Annotated in this window: 19 protein-coding genes; 8 read left to right on the top strand and 11 right to left on the bottom strand. The window is 71.3% G+C overall.

Annotated elements, in window-relative coordinates; genetic code table 11:
- Nucleotides 1–74: 74 nt before the first annotated feature.
- Nucleotides 75–1,331 (bottom strand): cyclopropane-fatty-acyl-phospholipid synthase family protein, encoded by a 1,257-nt coding sequence (locus tag ABZ374_RS25595; protein ID WP_360314884.1) that lies wholly within the window; start codon nucleotides 1,329–1,331, stop codon nucleotides 75–77.
- Nucleotides 1,332–1,861: 530 nt separating this feature from the next.
- Nucleotides 1,862–2,737 (bottom strand): TIGR04222 domain-containing membrane protein, encoded by an 876-nt coding sequence (locus ABZ374_RS25590; RefSeq protein ID WP_360314882.1) that lies wholly within the window; start codon nucleotides 2,735–2,737, stop codon nucleotides 1,862–1,864.
- 305 nt (nucleotides 2,738–3,042) lie between these two features.
- Here ABZ374_RS25590 and ABZ374_RS25585 point away from each other — a divergent pair, with 305 nt between their 5' ends.
- From ABZ374_RS25585 to ABZ374_RS25575, 3 genes are all read left to right on the top strand, one after another.
- A complete protein-coding gene (locus tag ABZ374_RS25585) occupies nucleotides 3,043–4,371 on the top strand; it encodes a M20/M25/M40 family metallo-hydrolase (protein WP_360314880.1) in 1,329 nt (442 codons plus the stop codon).
- Between the two features lie 211 nt (nucleotides 4,372–4,582).
- Complete coding sequence (locus tag ABZ374_RS25580) at nucleotides 4,583–4,822, top strand: chaplin (protein ID WP_360314878.1); 240 nt, start codon at nucleotides 4,583–4,585, stop codon at nucleotides 4,820–4,822.
- Between the two features lie 339 nt (nucleotides 4,823–5,161).
- Entirely contained in the window at nucleotides 5,162–5,764 is a 603-nt protein-coding gene (locus ABZ374_RS25575; protein ID WP_360314876.1) for a chaplin, read from the top strand.
- Between the two features lie 126 nt (nucleotides 5,765–5,890).
- Here ABZ374_RS25575 and ABZ374_RS25570 read toward each other — a convergent pair whose 3' ends face one another.
- On the bottom strand, nucleotides 5,891–6,076 hold the full coding sequence (locus ABZ374_RS25570; RefSeq protein WP_020551221.1) for a DUF5703 family protein: 186 nt from the start codon (nucleotides 6,074–6,076) through the stop codon (nucleotides 5,891–5,893).
- 117 nt (nucleotides 6,077–6,193) lie between these two features.
- Here ABZ374_RS25570 and ABZ374_RS25565 point away from each other — a divergent pair, with 117 nt between their 5' ends.
- Nucleotides 6,194–6,835, top strand: a complete 642-nt coding sequence (locus ABZ374_RS25565) for a hypothetical protein (RefSeq protein ID WP_360314874.1) — start codon at nucleotides 6,194–6,196, stop codon at nucleotides 6,833–6,835.
- 101 nt (nucleotides 6,836–6,936) lie between these two features.
- Here the strand turns inward: ABZ374_RS25565 and ABZ374_RS25560 are convergent, their stop codons facing one another.
- The gene (locus ABZ374_RS25560; RefSeq protein WP_360314872.1) at nucleotides 6,937–8,070 is read right to left on the bottom strand and encodes a chemotaxis protein; all 1,134 of its coding nucleotides are present in this window, start codon (nucleotides 8,068–8,070) and stop codon (nucleotides 6,937–6,939) included.
- 270 nt (nucleotides 8,071–8,340) lie between these two features.
- On the opposite strand from ABZ374_RS25560, the gene ABZ374_RS25555 reads away from it, so the two are divergent.
- Nucleotides 8,341–9,894 carry an ABC transporter substrate-binding protein gene (locus ABZ374_RS25555; RefSeq protein WP_360314870.1) on the top strand — a complete coding sequence of 518 codons (1,554 nt, stop codon included), beginning with the start codon at nucleotides 8,341–8,343 and terminating at the stop codon, nucleotides 9,892–9,894.
- Here the strand turns inward: ABZ374_RS25555 and ABZ374_RS25550 are convergent.
- Together ABZ374_RS25550 and ABZ374_RS25545 are read right to left on the bottom strand one after the other, a co-directional pair.
- A complete protein-coding gene (locus ABZ374_RS25550) occupies nucleotides 9,866–11,362 on the bottom strand; it encodes an MFS transporter (RefSeq protein ID WP_360314868.1) in 1,497 nt (498 codons plus the stop codon). The two genes, ABZ374_RS25555 and ABZ374_RS25550, sit on opposite strands and share 29 nt — an antisense overlap.
- A gap of 156 nt (nucleotides 11,363–11,518) precedes the next feature.
- Nucleotides 11,519–12,583, bottom strand: coding sequence for an acyl-CoA desaturase (locus ABZ374_RS25545; RefSeq protein ID WP_360314866.1), 1,065 nt, complete (start codon nucleotides 12,581–12,583; stop codon nucleotides 11,519–11,521).
- 286 nt (nucleotides 12,584–12,869) lie between these two features.
- On the opposite strand from ABZ374_RS25545, the gene ABZ374_RS25540 reads away from it, so the two are divergent.
- The gene (locus ABZ374_RS25540) at nucleotides 12,870–13,160 is read left to right on the top strand and encodes a hypothetical protein (RefSeq protein ID WP_360314864.1); all 291 of its coding nucleotides are present in this window, start codon (nucleotides 12,870–12,872) and stop codon (nucleotides 13,158–13,160) included.
- Here the strand turns inward: ABZ374_RS25540 and ABZ374_RS25535 are convergent.
- Nucleotides 13,103–14,050, bottom strand: a complete 948-nt coding sequence (locus tag ABZ374_RS25535) for a LysR substrate-binding domain-containing protein (RefSeq protein ID WP_360314862.1) — start codon at nucleotides 14,048–14,050, stop codon at nucleotides 13,103–13,105. The two genes, ABZ374_RS25540 and ABZ374_RS25535, sit on opposite strands and share 58 nt — an antisense overlap.
- Nucleotides 14,051–14,597: 547 nt before the next feature.
- On the opposite strand from ABZ374_RS25535, the gene ABZ374_RS25530 reads away from it, so the two are divergent.
- The gene (locus ABZ374_RS25530) at nucleotides 14,598–16,388 is read left to right on the top strand and encodes a hypothetical protein (RefSeq protein WP_360314860.1); all 1,791 of its coding nucleotides are present in this window, start codon (nucleotides 14,598–14,600) and stop codon (nucleotides 16,386–16,388) included.
- A 66-nt stretch (nucleotides 16,389–16,454) separates the two neighbouring features.
- Here the strand turns inward: ABZ374_RS25530 and ABZ374_RS25525 are convergent, their stop codons facing one another.
- The 4 genes from ABZ374_RS25525 to ABZ374_RS25510 form a co-directional block, all read right to left on the bottom strand.
- Complete coding sequence (locus ABZ374_RS25525; RefSeq protein WP_360314858.1) at nucleotides 16,455–17,168, bottom strand: SMI1/KNR4 family protein; 714 nt, start codon at nucleotides 17,166–17,168, stop codon at nucleotides 16,455–16,457.
- Nucleotides 17,169–17,207: 39 nt separating this feature from the next.
- Complete coding sequence (locus ABZ374_RS25520; RefSeq protein WP_360314856.1) at nucleotides 17,208–18,638, bottom strand: MFS transporter; 1,431 nt, start codon at nucleotides 18,636–18,638, stop codon at nucleotides 17,208–17,210.
- A 136-nt stretch (nucleotides 18,639–18,774) separates the two neighbouring features.
- A complete protein-coding gene (locus tag ABZ374_RS25515) occupies nucleotides 18,775–20,916 on the bottom strand; it encodes an endonuclease/exonuclease/phosphatase family protein (protein WP_360314854.1) in 2,142 nt (713 codons plus the stop codon).
- 114 nt (nucleotides 20,917–21,030) lie between these two features.
- Nucleotides 21,031–21,582: an NADPH-dependent FMN reductase gene (locus ABZ374_RS25510; RefSeq protein ID WP_360314852.1), complete on the bottom strand. Its 552-nt coding sequence runs from the start codon at nucleotides 21,580–21,582 to the stop codon at nucleotides 21,031–21,033.
- Nucleotides 21,583–21,623: 41 nt separating this feature from the next.
- Between ABZ374_RS25510 and ABZ374_RS25505 the strand changes: the two genes are divergently transcribed.
- Nucleotides 21,624–22,091, top strand: coding sequence for a YbaK/EbsC family protein (locus tag ABZ374_RS25505; RefSeq protein ID WP_360314850.1), 468 nt, complete (start codon nucleotides 21,624–21,626; stop codon nucleotides 22,089–22,091).
- Nucleotides 22,092–22,095: the final 4 nt, after the last annotated feature.

Here is a 22,095-nt window from a genome sequence, read left to right as displayed (position 1 = left end):
TTCCGAGGGGAGTGCGAGGGAGTCCGGTGTCAACGTTTCTCGCGCACCTCGGTCGGGCGCGCCGGCGCCGGCGCTCACGCCTCCATCAGCAGGTATTGCCGCACGTCCAGATAGCCGGACCGGAAGCCCGCCTCGGACCAGGACAGGTACAGGTTCCACATCCGCCGGAACACGTGGTCGAAGCCCAACACCTCGACCTCGTCCGCGCGTCGGTTGAACCGCTCGCGCCACAACCGCAGCGTCTCGGCGTAGTGCAGGCCGTACGACCTGCTGTCCGCGACCCGCAGCCGGGTGGCCGCGGTCGCCTTGCGCACCGCGTCGTCGGAGGGGATCAGGCCGCCGGGGAAGATGTACTTGTGGATCCACGTGTACGTGGCCCGGCTGGCCACCATGCGGTCGTGCGGCATGGTGATGGACTGGAGCGCGACCCGTCCGCCCGGCGCGAGTCGCCGATCCAGCACTGCGAAGTAGATCGGCCAATACTCCTCCCCCACCGCCTCGATCATCTCCACGCTGACGATCGCGTCGTAACTGCCTTGCACCTGGCGGTAGTCGCACAGTTCGACCTCGACCCGGTCGGCGAGACCGGCCGCGGTGATCCGCTCGATCGCCAGGTCGCGCTGCTCGGCCGAGAGGGTGATGGTGTGCACGTGCGCTCCGCGTTCGGCCGCACGCAGGGCCAACTCGCCCCATCCGGTGCCGATTTCCAGCACGCGTTTGCCCGGACCGACATCGGCGAGATCGAGCAGGCGGTCGATCTTGCGGTGCTGGGCCTCGGTCAGCGCGTCCTCCCCGGCTCGGGGACCGCCGTCCGCGCCCTGCTCGAAGACCGCCGACGAATAGGCCATCGACTCGTCCAGGAAGGTCGCGAACAGTTCGTTCGACAGGTCGTAGTGCCGATGGATGTTGCGCTTGGCACCGGCCACGGTGTTGCGCTGCGAGCGCGGCATGCGGGGCACCACGACGGGGCGAAGTCGCTGTAGCGCGGGCGGGATCAGCGTGCTCACCCGGGACGCGAACACGGTCAACACCGCGGTCAGGTCGTCCGCTTCCCAGTCGCCCGCCTGATACGCCTCGCCGAAGCCGATCAGCCCGCCCGCGCCGACCCGGTTGAAGAACGCGTCCGGCCGGACGATCCGCATCCGGGGCGCCGACGCGTCGCCGCTTCCGAACACCGCGCCGTCGATCCACACGCGCAACGGCAGTCGTGCCACCGCCCGCTCGAACAGGAACCGAGCGGCCGCCGCACGCACCGGCCGCCTGGGCACCTCGGCCACGTCGGGCCAGCGCACCGGGTCGATCCGAGTCGGGGCAACCTCGATCACACTCAACGCAGACTCCCTCCAGTCCTGTACCGCTCCCCGGGTGCCGCGCAGCCACGACCCGATGCCACGCCGGCAGACTCGCTCCGCGCCTGGGAGCGGCGCCACCGGAAGGCGCGGGGTCGGGCAAGGCGGGGATCGCACCGTGTAATGGGCGCGGCTCCCCTCGCACCCGAGCCACAAACGGCCGCGCACCCGGATGGTGCAGCGTGACCGTCGGTGCCGCGTCCCCGTCCGACTCGGGCGGACTCGGTCGACGACCGCCCGATACAGGGAGGAACGGCGACAGGTAGAACTCTTTTTCGGTCGCGGCTCTTCCCCGATCACCGGTGCGTGGCACGGCGGTTGCCTGCCGGGACGGGAACGAATCGGGCGGAAGGGGCGGTCGGGGCACGGGAGGGAACGGAAGCGGAAACGACTCGGCCCGGTGGTCGGGGCGGCTGTTCGCCGTTCCCGATCCAGCCGGGCCGATCGTGTGTTTCGAGGCCGCGCGCCGCGCGGAGGGGTGTGGTTCGTGTGGTTCGGACGGGTCGTGTGGTTCAGCCGCCGCAGCCGCCGCCGCCGCAGCCGCCTCCGCCACCACAGCCGCTGCTCCCGCCGCAGCCGCTTCCGCCGTCCCCGCCGCCACCGCCGCCGCTGCCACCACTTCCGCCGTACGCCACCAAGGCGACCCTGGCCTCCGGGTCCGGGTGCGCGGCCATGCCCAGGCAGGCCACCGTGAACAGGCCGGCCAGTGCGCCGGCGCCGACCAGCGCGCCCGAGCGGCGGTCCGCCCTTACCTGTACGAGCAGTTCACGCAGAGCCCGGCGGCCCGCCCCGGTGGCCCGGAACGACACGGCGAACAGGGCCGCGAGGACGAAGGTGACGACCAGGAACGGGACCAGGAAGACGACCGGCCTGCCGTGCGCCAGGCCGTTGACGAAGCGGGCGATGCCGACCAGGGCGAGCACGAGCATCAGCCGCGACGGCAGCTTGACGATCCGCCGGGCCAACGGGGAGTGCACCAGGCCACGATCGACCAGGCTGCCCTCTATCTCGGCGAGCATGGTGCTGCGACTCCAGGCCCGCAGCAGCGCGAGCCGGGTGCCTCGGGTGGTGCGCACGCAGTCCATCACGGCCGCCGCGACCGGCTCGGTCGGCCGGGCGCCGGTGGCGGCGGTGACCTTGCCGGCACGTTGTACGTGCACGTATCCCTCGGTGATCAGCGACGCCATCGCGGTCTCGGCGACCCGGATGGGTCCGCCCGCGAGGTAGGCGGCGTCGTACGCGCCGAGCGGTGCCCGGTTCACCTGGCCCCGGACCGCCCAGGCCATCACGATCCGGAGCACGATCGCGAGGACGACCAGGCCGGCGAGGATGCCGCCGTAGAGCTTGAGGAATTCGGGACCGGTCAGGCCCCACGCGGTGCCGTTCATGTGACGTCCCTCCCGATGGTCCGACTCGCGGATTTCTGCGTCTTGTTCGACTTGTTCGGCTTGTTCGCTGTTCGGCTGTTCCGCCTGATCCGGAAGGTAGCAGCGGCCCGTTGCACCCGGTCAGAGGCATCTCCCTACGTTCGTGCCGGGGCCGTCGCCGGCCGCCCTCGTCCGGGTTCGCCGCCGCGCCGCTCAACCGACCGGTCGGCAAAAGGGCGCCCGGCCCATGCCGACCGCGCACGCGGGTGCAGGATGGTGGTACACCCGTACACACGTGCCGTCCCGCCTTTCCCGAGGAGCCCGTCATGACGGAGGCTGTCCGTCCCCAGCCCACCACCACCGCGGAGGACGAGGTCGTCGACCTGTGCCGCGACCTGATTCGGATCGACACGAGCAACTACGGTGACGGCTCGGGTCCGGGCGAACGCGCCGCCGCGGAGTACGTCGCCGAGAAGCTCGCGGAGGTCGGCCTCGAACCGAAGATCTACGAATCCGAACGCGGCCGGGCCAGCACCGTGGTCCGGATCGAGGGCACCGACCGGTCCCGGCCGGGGCTGTTGATCCACGGCCACCTGGACGTGGTGCCCGCCAACGCCGCGGACTGGACCTACGACCCGTTCGCGGGCGAGGTCGCGGACGACTGCGTGTGGGGTCGCGGCGCGGTCGACATGAAGGACATGGACGCGATGGTGCTCGCGGTGCTGCGCGACCGGGTGCGGACCGGCCGGCGGCCCTCGCGCGACATCGTGCTCGCGTTCGTGGCGGACGAGGAGGCCGGCGGCCTCTTCGGCGCGCGGCATCTGGTGAACAACCACGCCGACCTGTTCGAGGGGGTCACCGAGGGCATCGGCGAGGTCGGCGGGTTCTCCTTCACGGTCAACGACGACCTGCGGCTGTACCTGGTCGAGACCGCCCAGAAGGGCATGGACTGGATGCGGCTGATCGTGGACGGCACGGCCGGCCACGGGTCGATGATCGCCAAGGACAACGCGATCACCGAACTGGCCGAGGCGGTCGCCCGGGTGGGTCGGCACAAGTTCCCGATCCGGGTCACCAAGACCGTGCGGGCGTTCCTGGACGAGATCTCGGACGCACTGGGCATCGAACTCGACCCGGACGACATCGAGTCCACGATCGAGCGGCTCGGCCCGATCGCGAGCATCATCGGCGCGACCATCCGCAACACCGCGCAGCCGACCATGCTCAACGCCGGGTACAAGGTCAACGTGATCCCCGGGCAGGCCACCGCGCACCTGGACGGCCGGTTCCTGCCGGGCTTCGAGGAGGAGTTCCACGCCGAGTTGGACGCGGTGCTGGGCCCGCGGGTGCGGCGCGAGACGGTGCACACCGACCAGGCGTTGGAGACCGGCTTCGACGGTGCGCTGGTCGAGGCCATGTCGGCCGCGCTGCGTGCGCACGACCCGGCCGCGCGGGCGGTGCCGTACTGCCTGTCGGGGGGCACGGACGCGAAGTCCTTCGCCGATCTGGGCATTCGCTGCTTCGGCTTCGCGCCGCTGAAGCTGCCGGCCGACCTCGACTTCGCGGGCATGTTCCACGGCGTCGACGAGCGGGTCCCGGTGGACGGGCTCAAGTTCGGTGTGCGGGTGCTGGATCACTTTCTCGACAACGCGTGAGCGCGGTGCGCGGTCGGGGCCCGGGAAGCACTCCGGCGTCCCGACCGCGCGCCGACTCGGCCCCAACGTGTGCTCCCGGCCGGGGATTTCCCGGGGGCGGGCCCGATCGAGTGAATACCTCGGCCGACACGTAGCCTCCGTGCGATCCCGTCGTTTCCCCTTGTGCGGCGCGCAAGCGCGTCGTGGTGTCGACAAGGAGGACGAAAGAATCATGAAGAAGATGGGCAAGGTCGCGTTCATCGTCGCGGCCGGCAGTGGTGTTGTGCTCGCGGGTGCCGGCGGCGCCATGGCGAACTCCGATGCGCAGGGTGCGGCGGTCAACTCCCCCGGCGTGATCTCGGGCAACAACATCCAGGTTCCGATCCACATTCCGATCAACCTGTGCGGCAACAGCATCGACATCATCGGCGTGCTGAACCCCACGTTCGGCAACACCTGCATCAACGCCTGATCCAGGCCCACGCGTTCGTCGGCGTGAGGACGGCCCCGAGACCCGCACGGTCTCGGGGCCGTCCCGCTGTGCGGCGACCCGGGCTCGGAGCACGGCCGCAGCCGACTCGTCGGTACCCCGCCGGCACACCCGGGGGCGACGATCGCCATCGGTCAGCCAAGCGCTCGACTGGGATGAAAAGTGCTCGAAAACCGTCAAGACCCGGTTGCGAAGAATCCTGAAACTCAGCCGTACGAGCGAATCGTCCCCACGTCGGTGACCTCGGGTGTCGGCTCTCGTTGACGTCCGTGCGGGGTCATCGTCCCCCGCCCCTCGCGAGAGAGACACAGGGGTATCTACATGCACCAGTTCGCAAAGAAGGGGCTGTTGGTCGTCATCACCACCACGGGCGCACTCGCGTCCGCGGCGGTAGGCGTGGCCAACGCCGGCAGTGCGGCCGATGGCGCGGCCGTCGGGTCTCCCGGCGTGGCCTCGGGCAACAACATCCAGGTCCCGATCCACGTTCCGGTGAACGTGTGCGGGAACACGGTGAACGTGATCGGCGCCCTGAACCCGGCGTTCGGCAACCACTGCGTGAACGCGTCGAACCCCACGCGCCCTCCGCACACCGAGCCGCCGCACACCAAGCCGCCGACCACCAAGCCCCCCACCACGAAGCCGCCGACGACGAAGCCGCCGACGACCAAGCCGCCGACCACCAAGCCGCCGACCACGAAGCCGCCGACCACGGGTGGCACCACCAGCGGCACGACGGGCGGCACCACCGGTGGGACCACCGGCGGTAGCACCGGTGGGACGACCGGCGGCAGCACCGGTGGGTCCACGAGCCACGGCACGCTCGCCGAGACCGGTTCGAACGCACTCACCGTGGCCCCGATCGGCGCCGCGCTGCTGCTCGGCGGTTTCGTGTTGTACCGCCGTTCACGCCCCGCGCAGGACTGAGCACGGCCTGCACGGCGGATGAATCCGAGGACTGCTCGCCCCTGGGAGGACAGGGGCGGGCAGTCCTCGTGTGTGACGACCCATCGGTGACGACTCATCGGTGACGATCCGTTCGGTGACGATTCGTCACATGGTGCGCACCTGACGGATGATCCGCCGCCGCAGGACCACTCGTCGGCTGCCGTCGCCGCGCAGCAACAGCCGATCCAGTTCCCAGTAGCCGTACTCCGCTTGCTCGGTCAGGATGCGACACGCGTCGGTCCGGGAGGTACCGCGCGGGATGTCCAGTTGCCGAAACTCGTATTCCGCCATGTTTCCGTTCCCCGGCGGCCGCGCGAAGGCGCGGTGACCGGCCTTTTGGTAAGTCTCCGACTCCGCCATCAGTGAACCATTGTGCGCGCGCGGGGGTCTTGCGGATAACGTCACCCCATGACCGGTGTTGCGCAGCCCACGCCAGAGCAGGTCCGTGTCGCCGCGGACGTTCTCAAATCGGCGATCGACGACCATTTGGCCGCCGTCGAAGCCCGCCAAGGCGAGAGCGACCCGGCCGTGTTCGCCGCGTACGACGCGCTCGCGGCCGCCGCCGAGGCGTACGACGAGTTGTTGTACGACGCCTACGACGAGGTCACCCCGTTCGAGGTGCCCGGCAACAGCGAGGAAGCCGAGTACGAGGGTCCCACCAACCCGGAGGCGGTCACCGTGCTGATCCGCCGGGACTACGTGATCAAGGACCTGATCACCCTCGTCGACCACGCCCGCCGCGCCGACGCGGAGACCGGCGACGCGGAACCGCCGGCGTCCCCGCGCGACACCGGCACCGACAGCGCGTCGAGCGCGGTCGCGGTGCTCTTCGACGTCTACGAACCGGACGAAATCGCCCAGCGCGCCGAGGAACTCGGCCTGGAACCGGGCGATTCCACCCTGTGGGTGTCGGCGATCGAGCCGACCGAGCCGGGCGAGTGGCTGGACGCCCCGTTCGACGACGCGGATCCGCGCAGCATCATCTACCGGTTCGAGACCAGTACCGCGTACGAGGACGACCTGGAGGCGTTGGAGCGCGACCTGCTCTGACCGGCCGGGCCATCCGTCGAGCCGAGCACCGCTCGACCCGCTACGACCGAGTGCGGCGGCGCCCCCCGAGGGGTCGCCGCCGCACTCGTCGCGGTTCGGGCCTAGTAGCGCAGTGCCAGCGCGATGCCGCCGGCCTCCTTGAGCGTGTCGTCGGGTACGAAGACCACCTTGCCGTCGGCCTCCAGGGTCGCCTCGACCACGGTGTCCACGATGTCGTCCTCGGCTCGGCCGGCCAGTACCGCGTCCTCGGCGTGCGGCCCGGTGAGCACCTGGAGCGCGACCTCCCCGGTGCGGTCGACCGTCACCAGGCGACCGGTCACCCGCAGCCCCTCCTCGACCACCAGCAGCGCACCGCGCCCGGCCCGGGACGGCGCCCACACTTCCTGGATGCCGCCCGCGTACCGCTTGCCGCTGCGCGCGTCGTCCAGCGCCCGCAACGCCGCGGCGGTCGCCTCCGCGGCCAGCGCGGTCCGCGCCGGCGCGAGGATCTCGGCGAACTGGCCGGGGGTCGCCTCGCTCACGCCGCCGACCTCCAACTCGGTCTCGGCCAGGTGCGCGCCGTTGCGGCTGCTCTCCCGAAACGCCTTGACCTGCGGTCGCAGACCGACCAGGACGACCTTGTCCTCGCGTCCGAGCAGCGCCCGCGCCAGTTGTTCGTCGGCCTCGTTCAGCAACCGACGCAGGTCCTCGCTCACGCCCAGCCCGCCGCCCTCGCGGGTGGGCGGTCCGTCCCGTTCCGGACCGGCCGAGGTGATCGGGAAGCCGCCGTCGCGGACCTCGTGCACGCCGTCGCCGCGACCGTGCCACAGGTGCACCTCGTGCTCGCTGAGCACCAGTGCCCAATAGGGGGTGAGCCGTTCGGCCGCGGCCACCAGGTTGCGGGTGAGGTAGGTGGTCGCCAGCACCACGCGCTCACCGACCGGTGCCTGCACGGTGAACGCGTAGTGCTCGTCGGCCGACGCGTAGAGCACCAGGCCGTCCATGAAGTGTTCGGGATCCAGTTCGGCCGCCGCCGCCTTGAGCCGGTCGACGGTCTTGATCCGGGCCTCCCGACCCACCTCCGGATCGGCCGCGAGCCGCTTCTCCGCCTCGGCCAGCACGTTCCGCAGTCGGATCGGATCCTGCTGGTTCTCCGGGCGGTGCCGGTGCGTGGGCAGCGTCAGGGACACCGCGGGATACGCGCGCGGGCGGCGCAGCTCGGCGAGCAGTTCCGGCGACAGTGCGGCGGTCGTCATGCGGTCTCCTGGCGTGCGGTCCGGCCTCATGGGATCGACAAACACAGCGTCCTATGCCCGATTCGGCGCAAAAATCGCATGCGTCACCCGACCGGCTCGCAGTCGGCGGCGCGCCCCCGGGCACCCGCCCGCCCATCACTCTGCATGGAACGGTTGTTGACGGTGAGTCAGGAGGGACTTAGGTTGATCCCCGTTGATGCCCCGGACGCAACATCCATGGAGACCCAGGGTCTGCCCGACCCAGGTGGGCCCGTGCGAGGAGCGACCACCGTGCGATCCGTGCCCATCCGGCAGGCGGCCCTGTCCGCCGCGTTGACCGGACTGATCCTGACCACTGCCGCGTGCGGCTCCGACGACGGTGCCGGCGACTCGGCGCGCGGCTCGATGACCGTCCTGGTCACCCAGGAGGCGCGCAGCCTGGACCCGATCGTGGCGAGCCTGTCCCAGATCACCGGCGGCACCCAGGCCGCGGCCGTGTTCGACGTGTTGTTGTGGATCGACCCCAAGACCGGTCGGGCCCAACCCCAGCTCGCCGAGAGCGCGACCGCGGCGGAGGGCGGCCGGGTCTGGACGCTGCGGCTGCGGCCGGACCTGAAGTTCTCCGACGGCACCGCGCTGGACGCCGAGGCGGTCAAGTTCAACTGGGAGCGGCACGCGGATCCGGCGAACAAGTCGCTGCAGGCGCGCGTGGTCGCCGGGATCGGCATAGCCGCCACCGACAGCCGGACCGTCAAGGTCACGCTGCCGGCACCGAACGCCCACTTCGACAAGGTGATCGCGCACAACCTCGCGTTCGTCGGCTCGCCCGCAGCGATCAAGGCCGACCCTAAGGGCTTCGGCGCCAAGCCGGTGGGCGCCGGGCCGTATCGGCTCAAGAGCTGGGTGCGCGACCAGCAGATGGTGCTGGAGCGCAATCCCCGGTACTGGCAGGTGGGCGGTCGGCCGCCGCTGAAGCAGTTGACCCTCAAGCCGGTGGTCGACCAGTCACAGCGGCTGGCCATGCTGGGCGCCAACCAGGCCCAGGTGTTGACCACGGCGCAGGCCAAGCTGCTCGGCGACGCGCAGAAGGCCGGCCTGCCGGTGCTCACCGAGGGCAAGAGCGGCGGCTTCATGACGCTGTTCAACACCAGCCGGCCGCCGTTCGACGATCCGCGCGCGCGGCGCGCGTTCGCGTTGATCATGGACCCGGCGGCCCGTGCGAAGGTGGTCACCGACAACACCGGCAAGCCGCTGAGCACGTTCCTGCGCCCGGGTTCGGACTTCGCCTCGGCCGAGGCGCCGCTGCCGTCGAACAACCGGGTCGAGGCCCAGCAACTGCTGGACGCGCTCGCCGCCGAGGGCAAGCCGCTGTCCTTCACGTACAGCACCTACAACAGCCCGGGCTCGCATCTGACCGCCGAGTACTGGCTCGCGCAGGTGGCCACGATGAAGAACATCACCATGCGGACCGAGTTCCTGGAGGGCACCCAATACCTCCAGAAGGTGCAGATCCAGCGGCAGTTCGACGCGGGCGAGTTCGTGTTGTCCTTCGACGACCCGGAGCCGGTGTTGTACAACTTCCTGCACTCCAAGGGCCAGGACAACCACATGCAGTGGAAGAACCCGGCGGTGGACCAGGCGCTGGACGCGGCCCGGGCCACCACCGACGCCTCGGCCCGGCGCGCGGCCTACGTCGTGGTGCAGCGCGAACTGGCCAAGGACGTCCCGATGTTCGCCTACGAGCAGGCGTTCACCGCGGCGATCCGGGCGAAGGACGCGAAGGTGGGCGAGCTGACCGTGTTCGAGGACGGGCTGATCATGTTCGACCGGTTGGGTCCGGCGTAGCCGCGATGGACCGGGGCTCGACGGCCCGGGCGGGGCTCGCCGATTCGAGCGGGAGCGCCGCGGCCGTCGGGCCCGCGGGCTCGGGGATGCACAGGCAGGCCACGAGCGCGCAGCCGGCCACGATGCCGGCGATCACGAAGACGACCATGTAGGCGTGCAGGGTGGGCAGCACGTGGCCGCCGACGGACATCGTGTAGGACGTGAGCACCGCCGCCACCACCGCGCTGCACACGGCCTGGCCGATCGTGCGCATCAGCGCGTTGATGCCGTTGGCGGCGGCGGTCTGTGCGGCGGGGATGGCCCGGATGACCAGCATCGGCAGCGCCGAGTAGCACATCGCCGTGCCGGAGGCGACCACGGTGGCGCCCAGGACGATGGTCCACAACTCGTGGCTGGTGAAGATCCGCACCACGTAGCCCAGGCCGAGCAGGATCGCGCCGACGCCGAGGCAGAACCTGGGTCCTCGGGTGGCGGTCAGCCCGGTGGAGATCGGTGAGAGCACGACCATCATCACCCCGCCGGGCAGCAGGCACAGGCCGCCGATCGCGACCGAGACGCCCAGTCCGTAGCCGCTCTCCTTCGGCGTCTGCACCAGTTGGGCGGTGGAGAGGCTGTTCGCGTAGAACGAGAAGCCGATGAACAACGCGGCGATGTTGGGGAGCAGCACCGCCGGCCGCGCGGTCACCCGCAGGTCCACCAGCGGGGTGCTCACCCGCCACTGGTGCATCCCCCAGGCGAGCACGATCAGCACGGCGGCGGCCAGCAGGCCCAGCGTGCGGGTGCTCGTCCAGCCCCACGCGGTGCCCTTGGACACCGCGAGCAACAGGCAGACCAGGAACGCGGTCAGGCCGAGCGAGCCGACCACGTCGAACCGGCCGGGGCTGCGCACCGGCGATTCGCGCACGACCAGCACGACCAGGCCCAGCACCACCAGGGCGAGCACGGTGGCGCCCCAGAACATCGCGTGCCAGTCGGCGTGGTCCACGACCAGACCGGCCAGCGGCAGGCCGACGGCGGCGCCGATGCCCAGCGTCGAACTCATCATCGCGACGCCGCCGCCGACCTTGGCCGGCGGCAATTCGTCGCGCAGGATGCTGATCCCCAGCGGGACCACGGCGGTGGCCATGCCCTGGAGGGTGCGGCCGACGATCAGTACGCCGATGTCCGAGGTCAGCGCGCACATCACCGAGCCGACCGAGAGCACGCTCATCGCCACGACCAGCATGCGTTTCTTGCCGAACATGTCGCCCGCGCGGCCGAGCAGCGGCGTGCACACCGAGCCGCTGAGCAGCGTCGCGGTGACCGTCCAACTGACCGTCGAGGCCGAACTGCCGGTCAGCGCGGGCAGGTCCGGGAGCAGCGGTACCACCACGGTCTGCATGAGCGCGGCGACGATGCCGCACGAGCCGAGCACCGGCACCAGGAAACGTTGTCGCGGGTCCTGCGGGGTTGGGGCGGGGCCGGCCACGGAACGCGCTCCTGGGTGGGGAGGGGGATGGACGGCCCCACCCTAGAGATAGATGTAAAACACATCAATCGTTTGTGCGCACCTTTGTCCGCCGCTTTGCCGACCGTCCCGTGTCCGCCACTTTGCCGACCGTCCCGCCCGCCGGCGACGCGGTGGCTAGGCCGCGCGCCCGGTCCGCTCGGCGCGCAGCGAGGCGCCCACGTCGTGCATGTGGCCCAGTGCCTGCCGGTAGGACCGCACCAGGCTCGTCTCCAGATAGGGCACGCCGAGCCGGTCGCAGTGCGCGCGCACGATCGGCTGGGCCCGGCGCAGGTTCACCCGCGGCATGTTCGGCACCAGGTGGTGTTCGATCTGGTAATTCAGGCCACCGAGCATCCAGTCGGTGACCGGGCCGCCCCGGACGTTGCGCGAGGTCAGCACCTGACGCCGCAGGTGGTCCCACTTGACGCCCGGCTCGGGCATCGGCATGCCCTTGTGGTTGGGCGCGAACGCCATGCCCAGATGCAGGCCGAGCAGCGCGTGCGTGACCAGCACGAACACCAGCGCCTTGACCGGGGACATCGCGATCAGCAACACCGAGAGGTACACGGCGTAGTGCACGACCAGCACCGAGCCCTCCACCAGGCGCTCGCGCGGGGTCCGCTCCTTGAGCGCCATCAGGCCGTTGACCTTGAGGTTGAGCCCTTCGAGCAGCAGCAGCGGGAAGAACAACCGGGCCTGGTGCCGGGTCAGCCAACCCAGCACGCCGGTCCGCCCGCCGGTCTGGTCGGCGTCCCAGACCAGCACGCCGACCGCGACGTCCGGGTCCTTCTCCAGGTGGTTCGGGTTGGCGTGGTGCTTGTTGTGCTTCGCGTTCCACCACCCACAGCTCATCCCCATCAGCAGGTTGCCGTGCAGCAGCGCGAGTACCCGGTGGGTGCGGGCCGTGCGGGCGATCTGCTGATGGCCGGCGTCGTGGCCGACGAAGGAGGCGCGGGTGGTGAACAACGCGACCGGAACGGCCAGGGCGAGTTGCCACCACGAGTCGCCCACCCACACCACCGCGGCCCAGGAGCCGAGCAGGAGGAGCAGGTTCAGGCCGATCATCCGGGCGTACCAGGCGGTGCGCCGCTCCAGCAGTCCGGCCGCCTTGAGATCGGCGAGCAGCGGCGCGAAGTCGCTGCCCCGACGCGTGGGCGGGGATATCTCCGGATGGTCCAGGGTGGGTGCGGTCGAGGTCATGGGGCGTCCCGGTATCTGGGGGGAGGATGGTCGGCTGAGCGCGGTGGCTTGGCGCCGTCTCGACGCTATTGACCGCCCATCCGCGGGACGATCCGACAAGCCCCCCGATCCCGGGGGGAGGCTCTGCCCCCCGCACGGGGGGCGAGCGCCATGGACACACGCGGCGTGATCCGGTAGGGGCCGGCACGGGGTCCGGGCACGGTTGCCGCGTCCTGCGAACTGTCGCACCCCAACCGGGTCGCCGGCTACCCGTTCCGTCGGGGAATATCCCGGAATCGACCGATCCGTGCCGGCATGCGTACAGCCACGGCTCGGCCGCCCGGCGGCGCCGCTCCTGCTCGACCCGCCGTCGACCGGCCGACACCGCCTCCTCGTCGCCGATCCGGGCCCGCAGACCGCGCCGGTCGAGGTGCAGGGTCACGTGCCGGACGTCGAAGCCCCGCTCGGCCAGGAGATCCAGCGGTTCCGCGCACCGGCCCGCCGCACCGGCGTGCTCGGGCGCCGCCGCACCCTCGGCGCTCAGTCCACGTCGAGCGCCGCCTCCTCGCCGAGCGCGGCCCGCAGCGCCACCGCCTGATCGCCGATGCAGGCCAGGAACGCGCTCACCGCCGGCGTCGGGGGCCGGTCCGCCATCAGCGTGGTGCCCACCGTGCGGCGTACCGACTCCAGGGGCACCGGCAGCACCGCGAGCCGCTCGTCGCCGGTGACCACGAGCTCGGGCAACGCGGCGATCATGTCGGTGGCCAGCAGCAGCGCCCGCACGGTCAGGATCGAGGTGCACTCGACCCGGTCGGCCGGCAGCGGCAGCCCGCTGCGGGTGAACAACTGAGCCAACTCGCTGCGCAGCGCCGTCTGTTCGAGCGGCAGGATCCACGGGTGCGCGATCGTGTCGGCAAGCACGCGCGCACCGTCCAGGAGCGGGTGGCCGCGCCGCACCACCAGCCGGATCGGCTCGCGATACAACGCGGTCTGCCGAACCCGCCCGGCGTCCTCGGCCCGGCCGAGCCGGCCGACCACGACGTCGATCTCGCCGGCGAGCAGTTGCGGGTACAGCACGTCGTAGGTGGCCTCGCGGACGATCACGGTGATCCCGGGTCGGTCCCGCTTGAGCGCGGACACCGCGCGCGGCAGCAGCACGCTGGTGCCCGCGAGCAGCGTGCCGACGGTGACCGTACCGGTCTGGCCCTCGCGCAGGCTCGCGATGTGGTCGCCCGCCCGGCGCACCTCGGCCAGGATCACCCGGGCATGGGCGACCAGGGCGTCGCCGTAGAGCGTGGGCGTCATCCCGTGCGGGCCGCGCTCGAACAGCGGGACGCCGACCATGGTCTCCAGCTCGCGCAGGGTGCGGGTCGCGGCGGGCTGGGTCAGGTGCAGCGCCTCGGCCGCGCGGCTGACTCCCCCGTGTTCGGCGATCGCCGTGATCAGGGTCAGATGCCGGAACTTCAGGCGTCCGTCGAGCAGGTCCACGCAGGCTCCCGTACCGGTTCGGTGTTGCGTACCGGACGGGCACGCATACCTGTTTGGTGATGCAGTGGCGCCGGATCGGCATTGGATGGACATGCGCCGGCGCAGCCATCATGCACGTGGCGACAGCTTCTTGACGAGCCATCCGTCCGGTGCCGCAGGCACGGTGCCGGGTACGGGTGCCGGATCGAGTCCGCGCGCCGTCGTTGTTCGGTCCCGACGCCGATCCGTTCCGCGTGGCGGAGCGGGCCGGTCCGTCGACACCGCGGTCCTCGACCGACACCCGGGGACACCGGAGCATCCGGGGTCACCGGTCGGGTTTCTTCGCAGAAGGTCGGCTTCGCCTGCGAAGAGGTGACGAGGGCGGTTCGGCCGGCCATCACGGCGCGCTCCCCCCGCCGCACCGCCAGCGCACTTCCCCGTCATTGTCCCGTGTCGGAAGGTTCGTCAGATGCGCCGCACACCCACCCTCGGCAACAGAGCCGGCAGATCCGACGGCTCCCGCAGAGCCGACAGAGCCCGGAAATACGGCAGATCGGGTGCGATCGCGATGGCCGCCCTGGTGGCCGTCACCGGCAGCACCTACCTGGGCGACCCCGGCCGCACCGCCGCCGGCTCCACACCGCGCACCGCGACCGCCGCGGCTGCCGGACAGGACCCGAACATCCCGTTCGTCTGCCAGGAACGTCGACCGCAGCCGGCCGACCCGAACTCCTATGGCATGCAGCTCGACGGCTCGTTCCTGGCTCCCGCGTCCACCCCGCTCGACGAGGAGAACCCGCACCCCTTCCCGGGGCGCCGCGCCGACTACGACGGCCGGCAGTACGTGAAGAACATGAACGTCGAAGCCGCCTACGAGGGCTACGACTTCACGCCGGACTTCTTCCACACCTGGCAGAACATCGTCGACTTCGGCGGACGCCGGTACATGTTCCAGTACGACCGTTCCGAGGGCCGCGTCTACGACATCACCGACGTCAAGCACGTCACGGTGGTGGAGCGGATGTCCCGTGAGGACGTGGGCGGCGACGAGCTCAAGGCCAACGGCACCTGGGCGGCGGGCGATTACTGGGGTGCGTCCACGATCCAGTGGAACAAGCGGCTGAACGCCTACGTGATGGTGCAGTCCTTCGAGGACAAGCGGCAGATCGGCGAACTCACCGACGAGCCGGGCCACGACAAGTACGGCAACCCCGAGGGCGTGGCGAAGCTGCGCACCAAGCCCGGGCTCAAGGGCTTCAAGGTCTACCGCCTGGACGGCCCCCGGAAGGCCGATTGGCGGCTGATCTCGACCGTCAGCACCGACTCGACCCAGCCGAATCCGCTGAACAGCGACCCGACCAAGGCCCAGCAGGGCTCCGGTTCGCTGGACGTGCCGTACTGGGACGGCGGCAAGTACATGTTCATCGCCGTCGCGCCGAACGACACCTTCGCCAACACCGAGTACCCGACCAACCTGCACTCGGCCGGCTATCAGTCCTACGACATGTCCGACCCGGCCGCGCCCCGGCTCCTGGACACCTGGCATCTGCCCGGACAGGTCACCGGCGAGGACGACGCGTACGCGCGGAACCCGCGCTGTGGCAATCGCACGAGCTGGCTCGGTGCGCGCATGTCGCTGTTCGTGCCCAAGCCGGTCGAGCAGGGCGGTCGATACGGCTTCGCGGTGCAGGGCGGCCTGGGCATGACCGTTCTGGACATCTCGAACCCGGCGGACCTGCGTCAGGTGGGCCACGTGGACCTGCCGCCGTCGGTGGCGGGTACCGAGGGCGACAACATCGACGTGTCGCAGTACGAGAAGACCGGGATGATCTACCTCTCCGGATATCCGCTGACCGAGGACTGCTACGAGCCGTACAAGCCGATCTACCAGATCGACGCGCGGGACGTGGCCAACCCCCGAATCGTCGGGCAACTGCCCCGTCCCACGCCGCCCAGGTCGGCCGGGGTCACCGACTACTGCCAGCGGCGGGGCAGCTTCGGCCCCAAGCGCACCGGCTACTACACCAATCCGGGCCGCCACGACGACGGCACGCTGGTGTACGGCTTCTACAACGCGGGCGCCCAGGTCTTCGACGTCAAGAATCCGGCCCGGCCGGAGATCGAGGCGTACTTCGTGCCCAAGGCGTTCGGCACCAAGACCCGGGACTGGCCGACCGAGGACGGCACGTTCCCGGAGTGGGCGATGGGCAACCAGACGCACGGCGTCTACGTCGAGTGGGACCGCAACGTCGTGTGGGTGCTGACCAACCACGGCATCTACGCGCTGTCGGCCAAGGACGTGCTCGGCAAGCCGAACCTGGGCAGGCCGAAGGAGCCGTTCCGCAACAGCCAATTCTGATCGCGATCGCGGCACACGACCGTGGCTCGACGTCCCGCTGGGGGCGTCGAGCCTCGGCGCGCCGGGTCAGGCGACCGGCTCGTCCTCGTCGTCCTCGTCGCAGACCGTGTCGAAGAAGCGGTCCAAGTGCTCTTCCGTGCGTGCGCGGAACACGATCATCGCGCCGTCGTAGCGGGCCAGCAGGTCGGGGCCCGCGAACCAGCGCACCCGGTTCCCGGGCTCCTCGCACTCGGGATAGCCGGGGAACGGCAACTCGCGCGTCTCCGCCGGCAGTCGCTCGATCTCCTCGGGCGCGAACTCGATCGCCTCGACGAGTTCGTCGTCGAACAGCAGCACCTCGGACAGCACGATCTCCACCGCCGCGACCGACAAGCGCGGCAACCAGGCCGACCAGCGCTCGGCGGCCGGCTCGGCCTCGTCGTAGGCCGCCAGCACCGCGGGATCGTCCCCGCCCGGCCGCACCCCCCACCACGCGACGCCCTGGTTCTCCTCGCGAAAGACCAGCACGCCGTCCTCGACGTAGAGCTTGTCCGGCGGCAACAGCACGTCGTGGTTGCTCGTCAGGTCCACCCGCCGACCCAGGAGTTCGTACAGCTCCCGCAGCGCGCTCGGCAATTCCACGCCCAGGCGCGCGGCACTCGCGTCCAGCTCCGCCGGGTCGTACCCGTCGGCGGCCTCGATCGCCCCGCCCCGGTCGGCGGCGAACGCACGGATGAACGCCCAGGCCCCGGCCCGGTCCGCGAGCGCGGCGGGCAGTGCCGCGTGGATGTCGAAAGTCATGCCCGGACGCTACCGGGTGGCCCGGACGATTCCCGGTCCCTATCGGGGCAACGGGGCGCGGCCCTTGCGCAGGTCCAGGAAGGCGACCACGAACGCGGCGAGCACGAAGCCCACCGAGACCGTCAGCCCGTGCCGCAGCGGCTCGGCCCAGTCCCGGCCCCGCTCGTCGGCGAGCTGGGAGAAGAAGACCGCGCCGACCGCCGCGATGCCCGTCGCCGAGCCGATCCGCTGTCCGGTCTGCAGCACCCCGGCCGCCGCACCGCCCTGCACGGGTGGCACCTCGGCCAGGGTCAGCGTCTGGTTGGGCGAGATCACCAGACCGCTGCCCAGCCCCGCACACAGCAGGGGCGCCACCAGCATCCAACCGACGTGGTGCCCCGGCACCTCGTACACCGCCAGAATCGAGCCGAGCAGACCGACCACGACCATCAGCAACCCGCCGGTCACCAGCGCGTGACCGAACCGGTTCACCAGGCGCCCGCCGATCGACGCGCCCAGCGCCGAGCCGAGCGCGAACGGGGTGATCGCCAGGCCCGCCAGCAGCGCGCTGTAGCCCAGGCCGGACTGGAAGTAGAGGGTGAAGACGAAGAAGATCGAGGTGAATCCGGCGAAGTAGAAGAGCATCACCAACAGGCCGAGCGTGTACGAGCGGACCTTGAACAGCGCCAGGTCGACCACCGGTTGGCGACCGCGCCGGCCCTGGTGGATCTCCCACAGCACGAAGGCGCCGAAGAAGATCGCCGCGATCGGCACCAACAGCCACTTGGCGGAGCCCTGCCACTGGCGTTCCTCGACCAGCGGCAACAACAGCAGCACCACGCCGGAGCCGAGCAGGAGCACGCCGATCGGATCCAGATCGCGCAGGCACGCCCGGTTCGCGTGGTCGGGACCGGGCAACAACCGCCGGGCCAGCACGAAGGCGACGATGCCGATCGGGAGGTTGACGTAGAACACCCAGCGCCAGCCCTCGTCGGCACCGAACACCTTGATGATCAGGCCGCCGAGCAGCGGGCCGACGGCCGTGGAGATGCCGATCACCGTGCCGAACATGCCGAACGCACGGCCGCGTTCACGGCCGGAGAACATCTGCTGGATGAGCGCGGACACCTGCGGGGTGAGCAGGCCACCGGCGATGCCCTGGAGCAGGCGGGCCAGCACCAGCCACAGGGACGTCTGTGCCGCGCCGCACAGTGCGCTGGCCCCGGTGAACAGGGCCAGGCCGGTCATGAACATCATCCGGCGACCGCGCGCGTCGCCGATCCGGCCGGCCGGTACCAGGGCCAGCCCGAAGGTCAGCGCGTAGCCGGACAACACCCACTGGATGTCGCTGACGCTCGCGTCGAGGCCGGCGCGGATGGAGGGGAGCGCGACGTTGACGATCGACACGTCCAGCAGCGTGATGAACCCCGCGATCAGACAGACCGCGAGCGCCTGCCAGCGATGCGGATCGGGCTCCTCGCGCTCGGTCACCGGCCCACACCCCTCCTCCGGAGCCACCCCCGGCGGTGGCCATCCGAAGGACGGTGCCCACATTCGGTGCCGACAAGGCCGCCGCGCGGGTGACCCGGGCCGCTCACGCCCGCGCCGAGTGGGGGCTGGGGGCGGGTCAGTACAGCAGGGTCACCGCCACGGGCAGGTGGTCGGATGCCGTCGACGGCGGCGAGTCGACGGCCGCGACCCGCAACCGGGCGTCCACCAACACCTGGTCGATCTCCTTCTTCGGCTTGTCCGCCGGGTAGGTCCGGATCGGCCGGGCCCGGGCCAGCCCGTCCACGAGTCCCCGGCCGGTGAACGCCTTCAACTGCGGACTGTCGATCGTCGCGTTCATGTCCCCGAGTACCACCACCGGCGCCGAGGTGCCCAGGCGCACGGCGAACTCCGCGGCCCGCTCGGCCTGGGCCTGGGGCACCTTGTCGTCCACGTCCTGAAGGTGTGTGGACACCACCGCGACCGACCTGCCGGGCGCCGCCTCGATCACCACGCCGAGCGCCTGCGCACCGGTCGGCGCCCCGCCGGCCGGCAACTCGATCGACTCCAGGTGCCGGATCGGCTTGCGGGTGAGCACCGCGTCGCCCCACTGCGGATCGGCGGCCGGCGCGAACCGGTACGGCAGGTCCAGCCGGCGGGCGAGCAGCGTCAGCACGTCGTGGCCGCCGTTGAGGAACCAGGCCCGGTCCACCTCGTTGAGCACCAGCACGTCCGGCTTCAGCGCCCGGATCGTGTCCGCCGTGCGGTCCGGATCGAACCGACCGTCCACGCCGTACCCCATCCGGATGTTGTACGTGACCACCCGCAACGTCCCGGCCGCCGCGTCCGACACCGGGGCCGACCCGGCGGCCGGGCGCAGCCCGAACGCGGCGAGCGCGATCACCACCGGAAACACCGTCGCCAGGGCCAGTGGCGCGTGCAGCCGCTCGGCCAGGGACGGCGGCGGCGGGACGTCCCACGGCCGATCCGGCTTCCGGCCGCCGGCGGCACCGGGCGTGGGCGCGGCGGGAGCTCCCGGCCGATTGCCCGCGCGGCCGGGCGCGGGCTTGGCCCCGGGACGCGTGCCGGGCCGCCGGCCGGGCCGTTGCGCACCCTGACCGGCTCGGGCCCGGCCGCCCAGGGGCACATCGGAGCGGACTCCCCCGTGCCCGCCGCTGTGCGCGACCGTGCGGCCGCGGGCACGCGCGGGAGCGGGCGCGGGCGCGGCCTCGGGCTCGGCCGGGGCGGGCGCGCGCCGATCGCGCAGCGCCGCGAGGCCGGCCGGCACCGCGAGCGCGAACACGCCCAGGAGCAACACCCGGCCGCGAGCCAACACGTCGATCTCGATGTCGTAGCGGGCGTAGTGCAGGAAGGTCAGCACGAAGAAGCCGACCATGCTCCAGGCCGGCGCCCAACGCACGGCCGGTCGCACCCGCCCGGCGGCGTCGCCCAGGACCAGGCCCAGGCCGAGCACGCCGAGGGCCTGCCAAGCTGCCGCGCCGGCCGGTGCCAGGCCGACGATCCCCTCGTGCGCGCTCGTCTCCAGGTAGCCCGCGCCGACCACACCCGCCACCAGGAAGGCCAGGCCGAGCGGCCACACCCACCGGCCGCGCAGCCGGGACACCGGCACCGCGAGTGCCCAGGCGCCGACCAGCACCGGCACGCCCCAGCGCGGTTCGCCGGCCGCCGCGTGCGCGACACCGACATTGCCGAACAACACGCCGGTGAGGAACAACGCCGGTCCCAGCACGGCCCACAGGATCGGCTGCGCCACGGGCCGCGCCGGCGCCGGTATCCACACCTGCGCGGCCACGAACAACACGGCGAGCGTGCCCAGGACGGCCCAGCCGCGCCAGACCTCCAGCCACATCGGGTCCAGCGTGCCGAGCCCCGCGTGCAGCGCCACCGCCACCGCCAGGCCGGCCACGACCCCGACGCCCGCGTCCCAGCCGGTGTGCGCCACCGCGATCAGCCAACACAGTCCGGCGACCAGTGCCAGGCAGGCCAGGTAGAGCTGCGCGTCGCCGCCGTCGGTGAACTGGAGCCACAACCGCGACATCACCATCGCCACCCCGGCCAGGACCGCGACCGGCCGCCCACCGACCCGCCGACACAGCGGCACCACGGCGAACGCGACCGCGAACCAGGCGAGCGCGAACAGGCCCAGTTGTTCGGCGGGCGTGGCCCCGGCGTCCCCGTAGACGGTGATCAGCGAGGGCAACCACACCCGCAGGATGTCGACCAGAAAGACGATCCCCAGAGCGATCACGATCACAGGCACGCGCAACCCCCGTCTCGATGGCGGGGTCAGCATAGAGCGACGAAACGCCGTTGGGCAGACCACTTCTGACGATCGATCAGCCCGGCTGCGGGCGGGCGGCGGGGCGCCCGGGCGTCAGGTGCGCGCGGGGACCGCCCGCGCGAGGGTGGTCAACGCGGCGATGATGCCGTCGCGTACCCGCGGGTCGGCGATCAGGCCGTCCGGGCCCACCGCGTCGCGGGCCACGCCCACGCGCACGCAGGCCGCGTCCACGACGTCGGCTCCGGTGTAGCCGAGCACGATGCGCAGCGACTCGTGTGCCTTGGTCGCGCCGCCCGGGTTGGTGGAGGCGTTGATCCAGGCGACCGGCTTCTCGCTGGTCTCCACGCCGCCGACGGTCCAGTCGAGCAGGTTCTTGAACGACCCGGGCAGCGCGCCGGCGTATTCGGGCGTGGAGAACAACACCGCGTCGGCGGCCTCGATCGCGGCGCGCAACTCCACCACGGCCGGCGGCAGCGGCTCGCGGTCCGCGTCCGGATCGAAGTGCGGAAGGCGGGCGAGGCCGTCGAACACGACCGCGTGCACGCCGGCCGGCGCGACCTCCCGGGCGGTGCGCACCAGCGCGGAGTTGGTGGACTGCGCCCGAAGGGATCCACTGATCAAAAGCACCCGGCGAAGGACTGTCATGGCCGGTCAACGTAGCACTGCGGGCGTATTACCCTCGCCTCATGAACACGCCGGTCGAGAAGGTCGCCGAGGCGCTGCGCGCGCTCGATGCCACGGGAGAGATCCGGGAATTCGCCGAGACGGTGCCGACCGCGGCGGCCGCCGCCGAGGTGCTGGGCTGCAAGGTGGGCGCGATCGCCAACAGCCTGGTGTTCTCCGCCGACGGCCAACCGCTGCTGGTGATCACCAGCGGAGCGCACCGGGTCGACACCCGGGTGGTCTCCCGCCTCCTGGGCATCCGCAAGCTGCGCCGTGCCGACCCGGCCTTCGTGTTCTCCGCGACCGGCCAGGAGGTGGGCGGGGTGGCCCCGGTCGGCCATCCGCATCGCATCCGAACCCTGGTCGACACCTGGTTGGCCGAGCACGACGTGGTCTGGGCCGGCGCCGGCGACCACAACCACATGTACCCGACCACCTACGCGGAACTGTTGCGGATGACGGATGGCCGGGCCGCGGACGTGGAGGTGTAGCCGG

This window comes from Embleya sp. NPDC005971 (assembly GCF_040629175.1).
In the GTDB taxonomy this organism is placed as follows: Bacteria; Actinomycetota; Actinomycetes; order Streptomycetales; family Streptomycetaceae; genus Embleya.
This window is presented reverse-complemented; position numbering and strand designations above follow the sequence as displayed.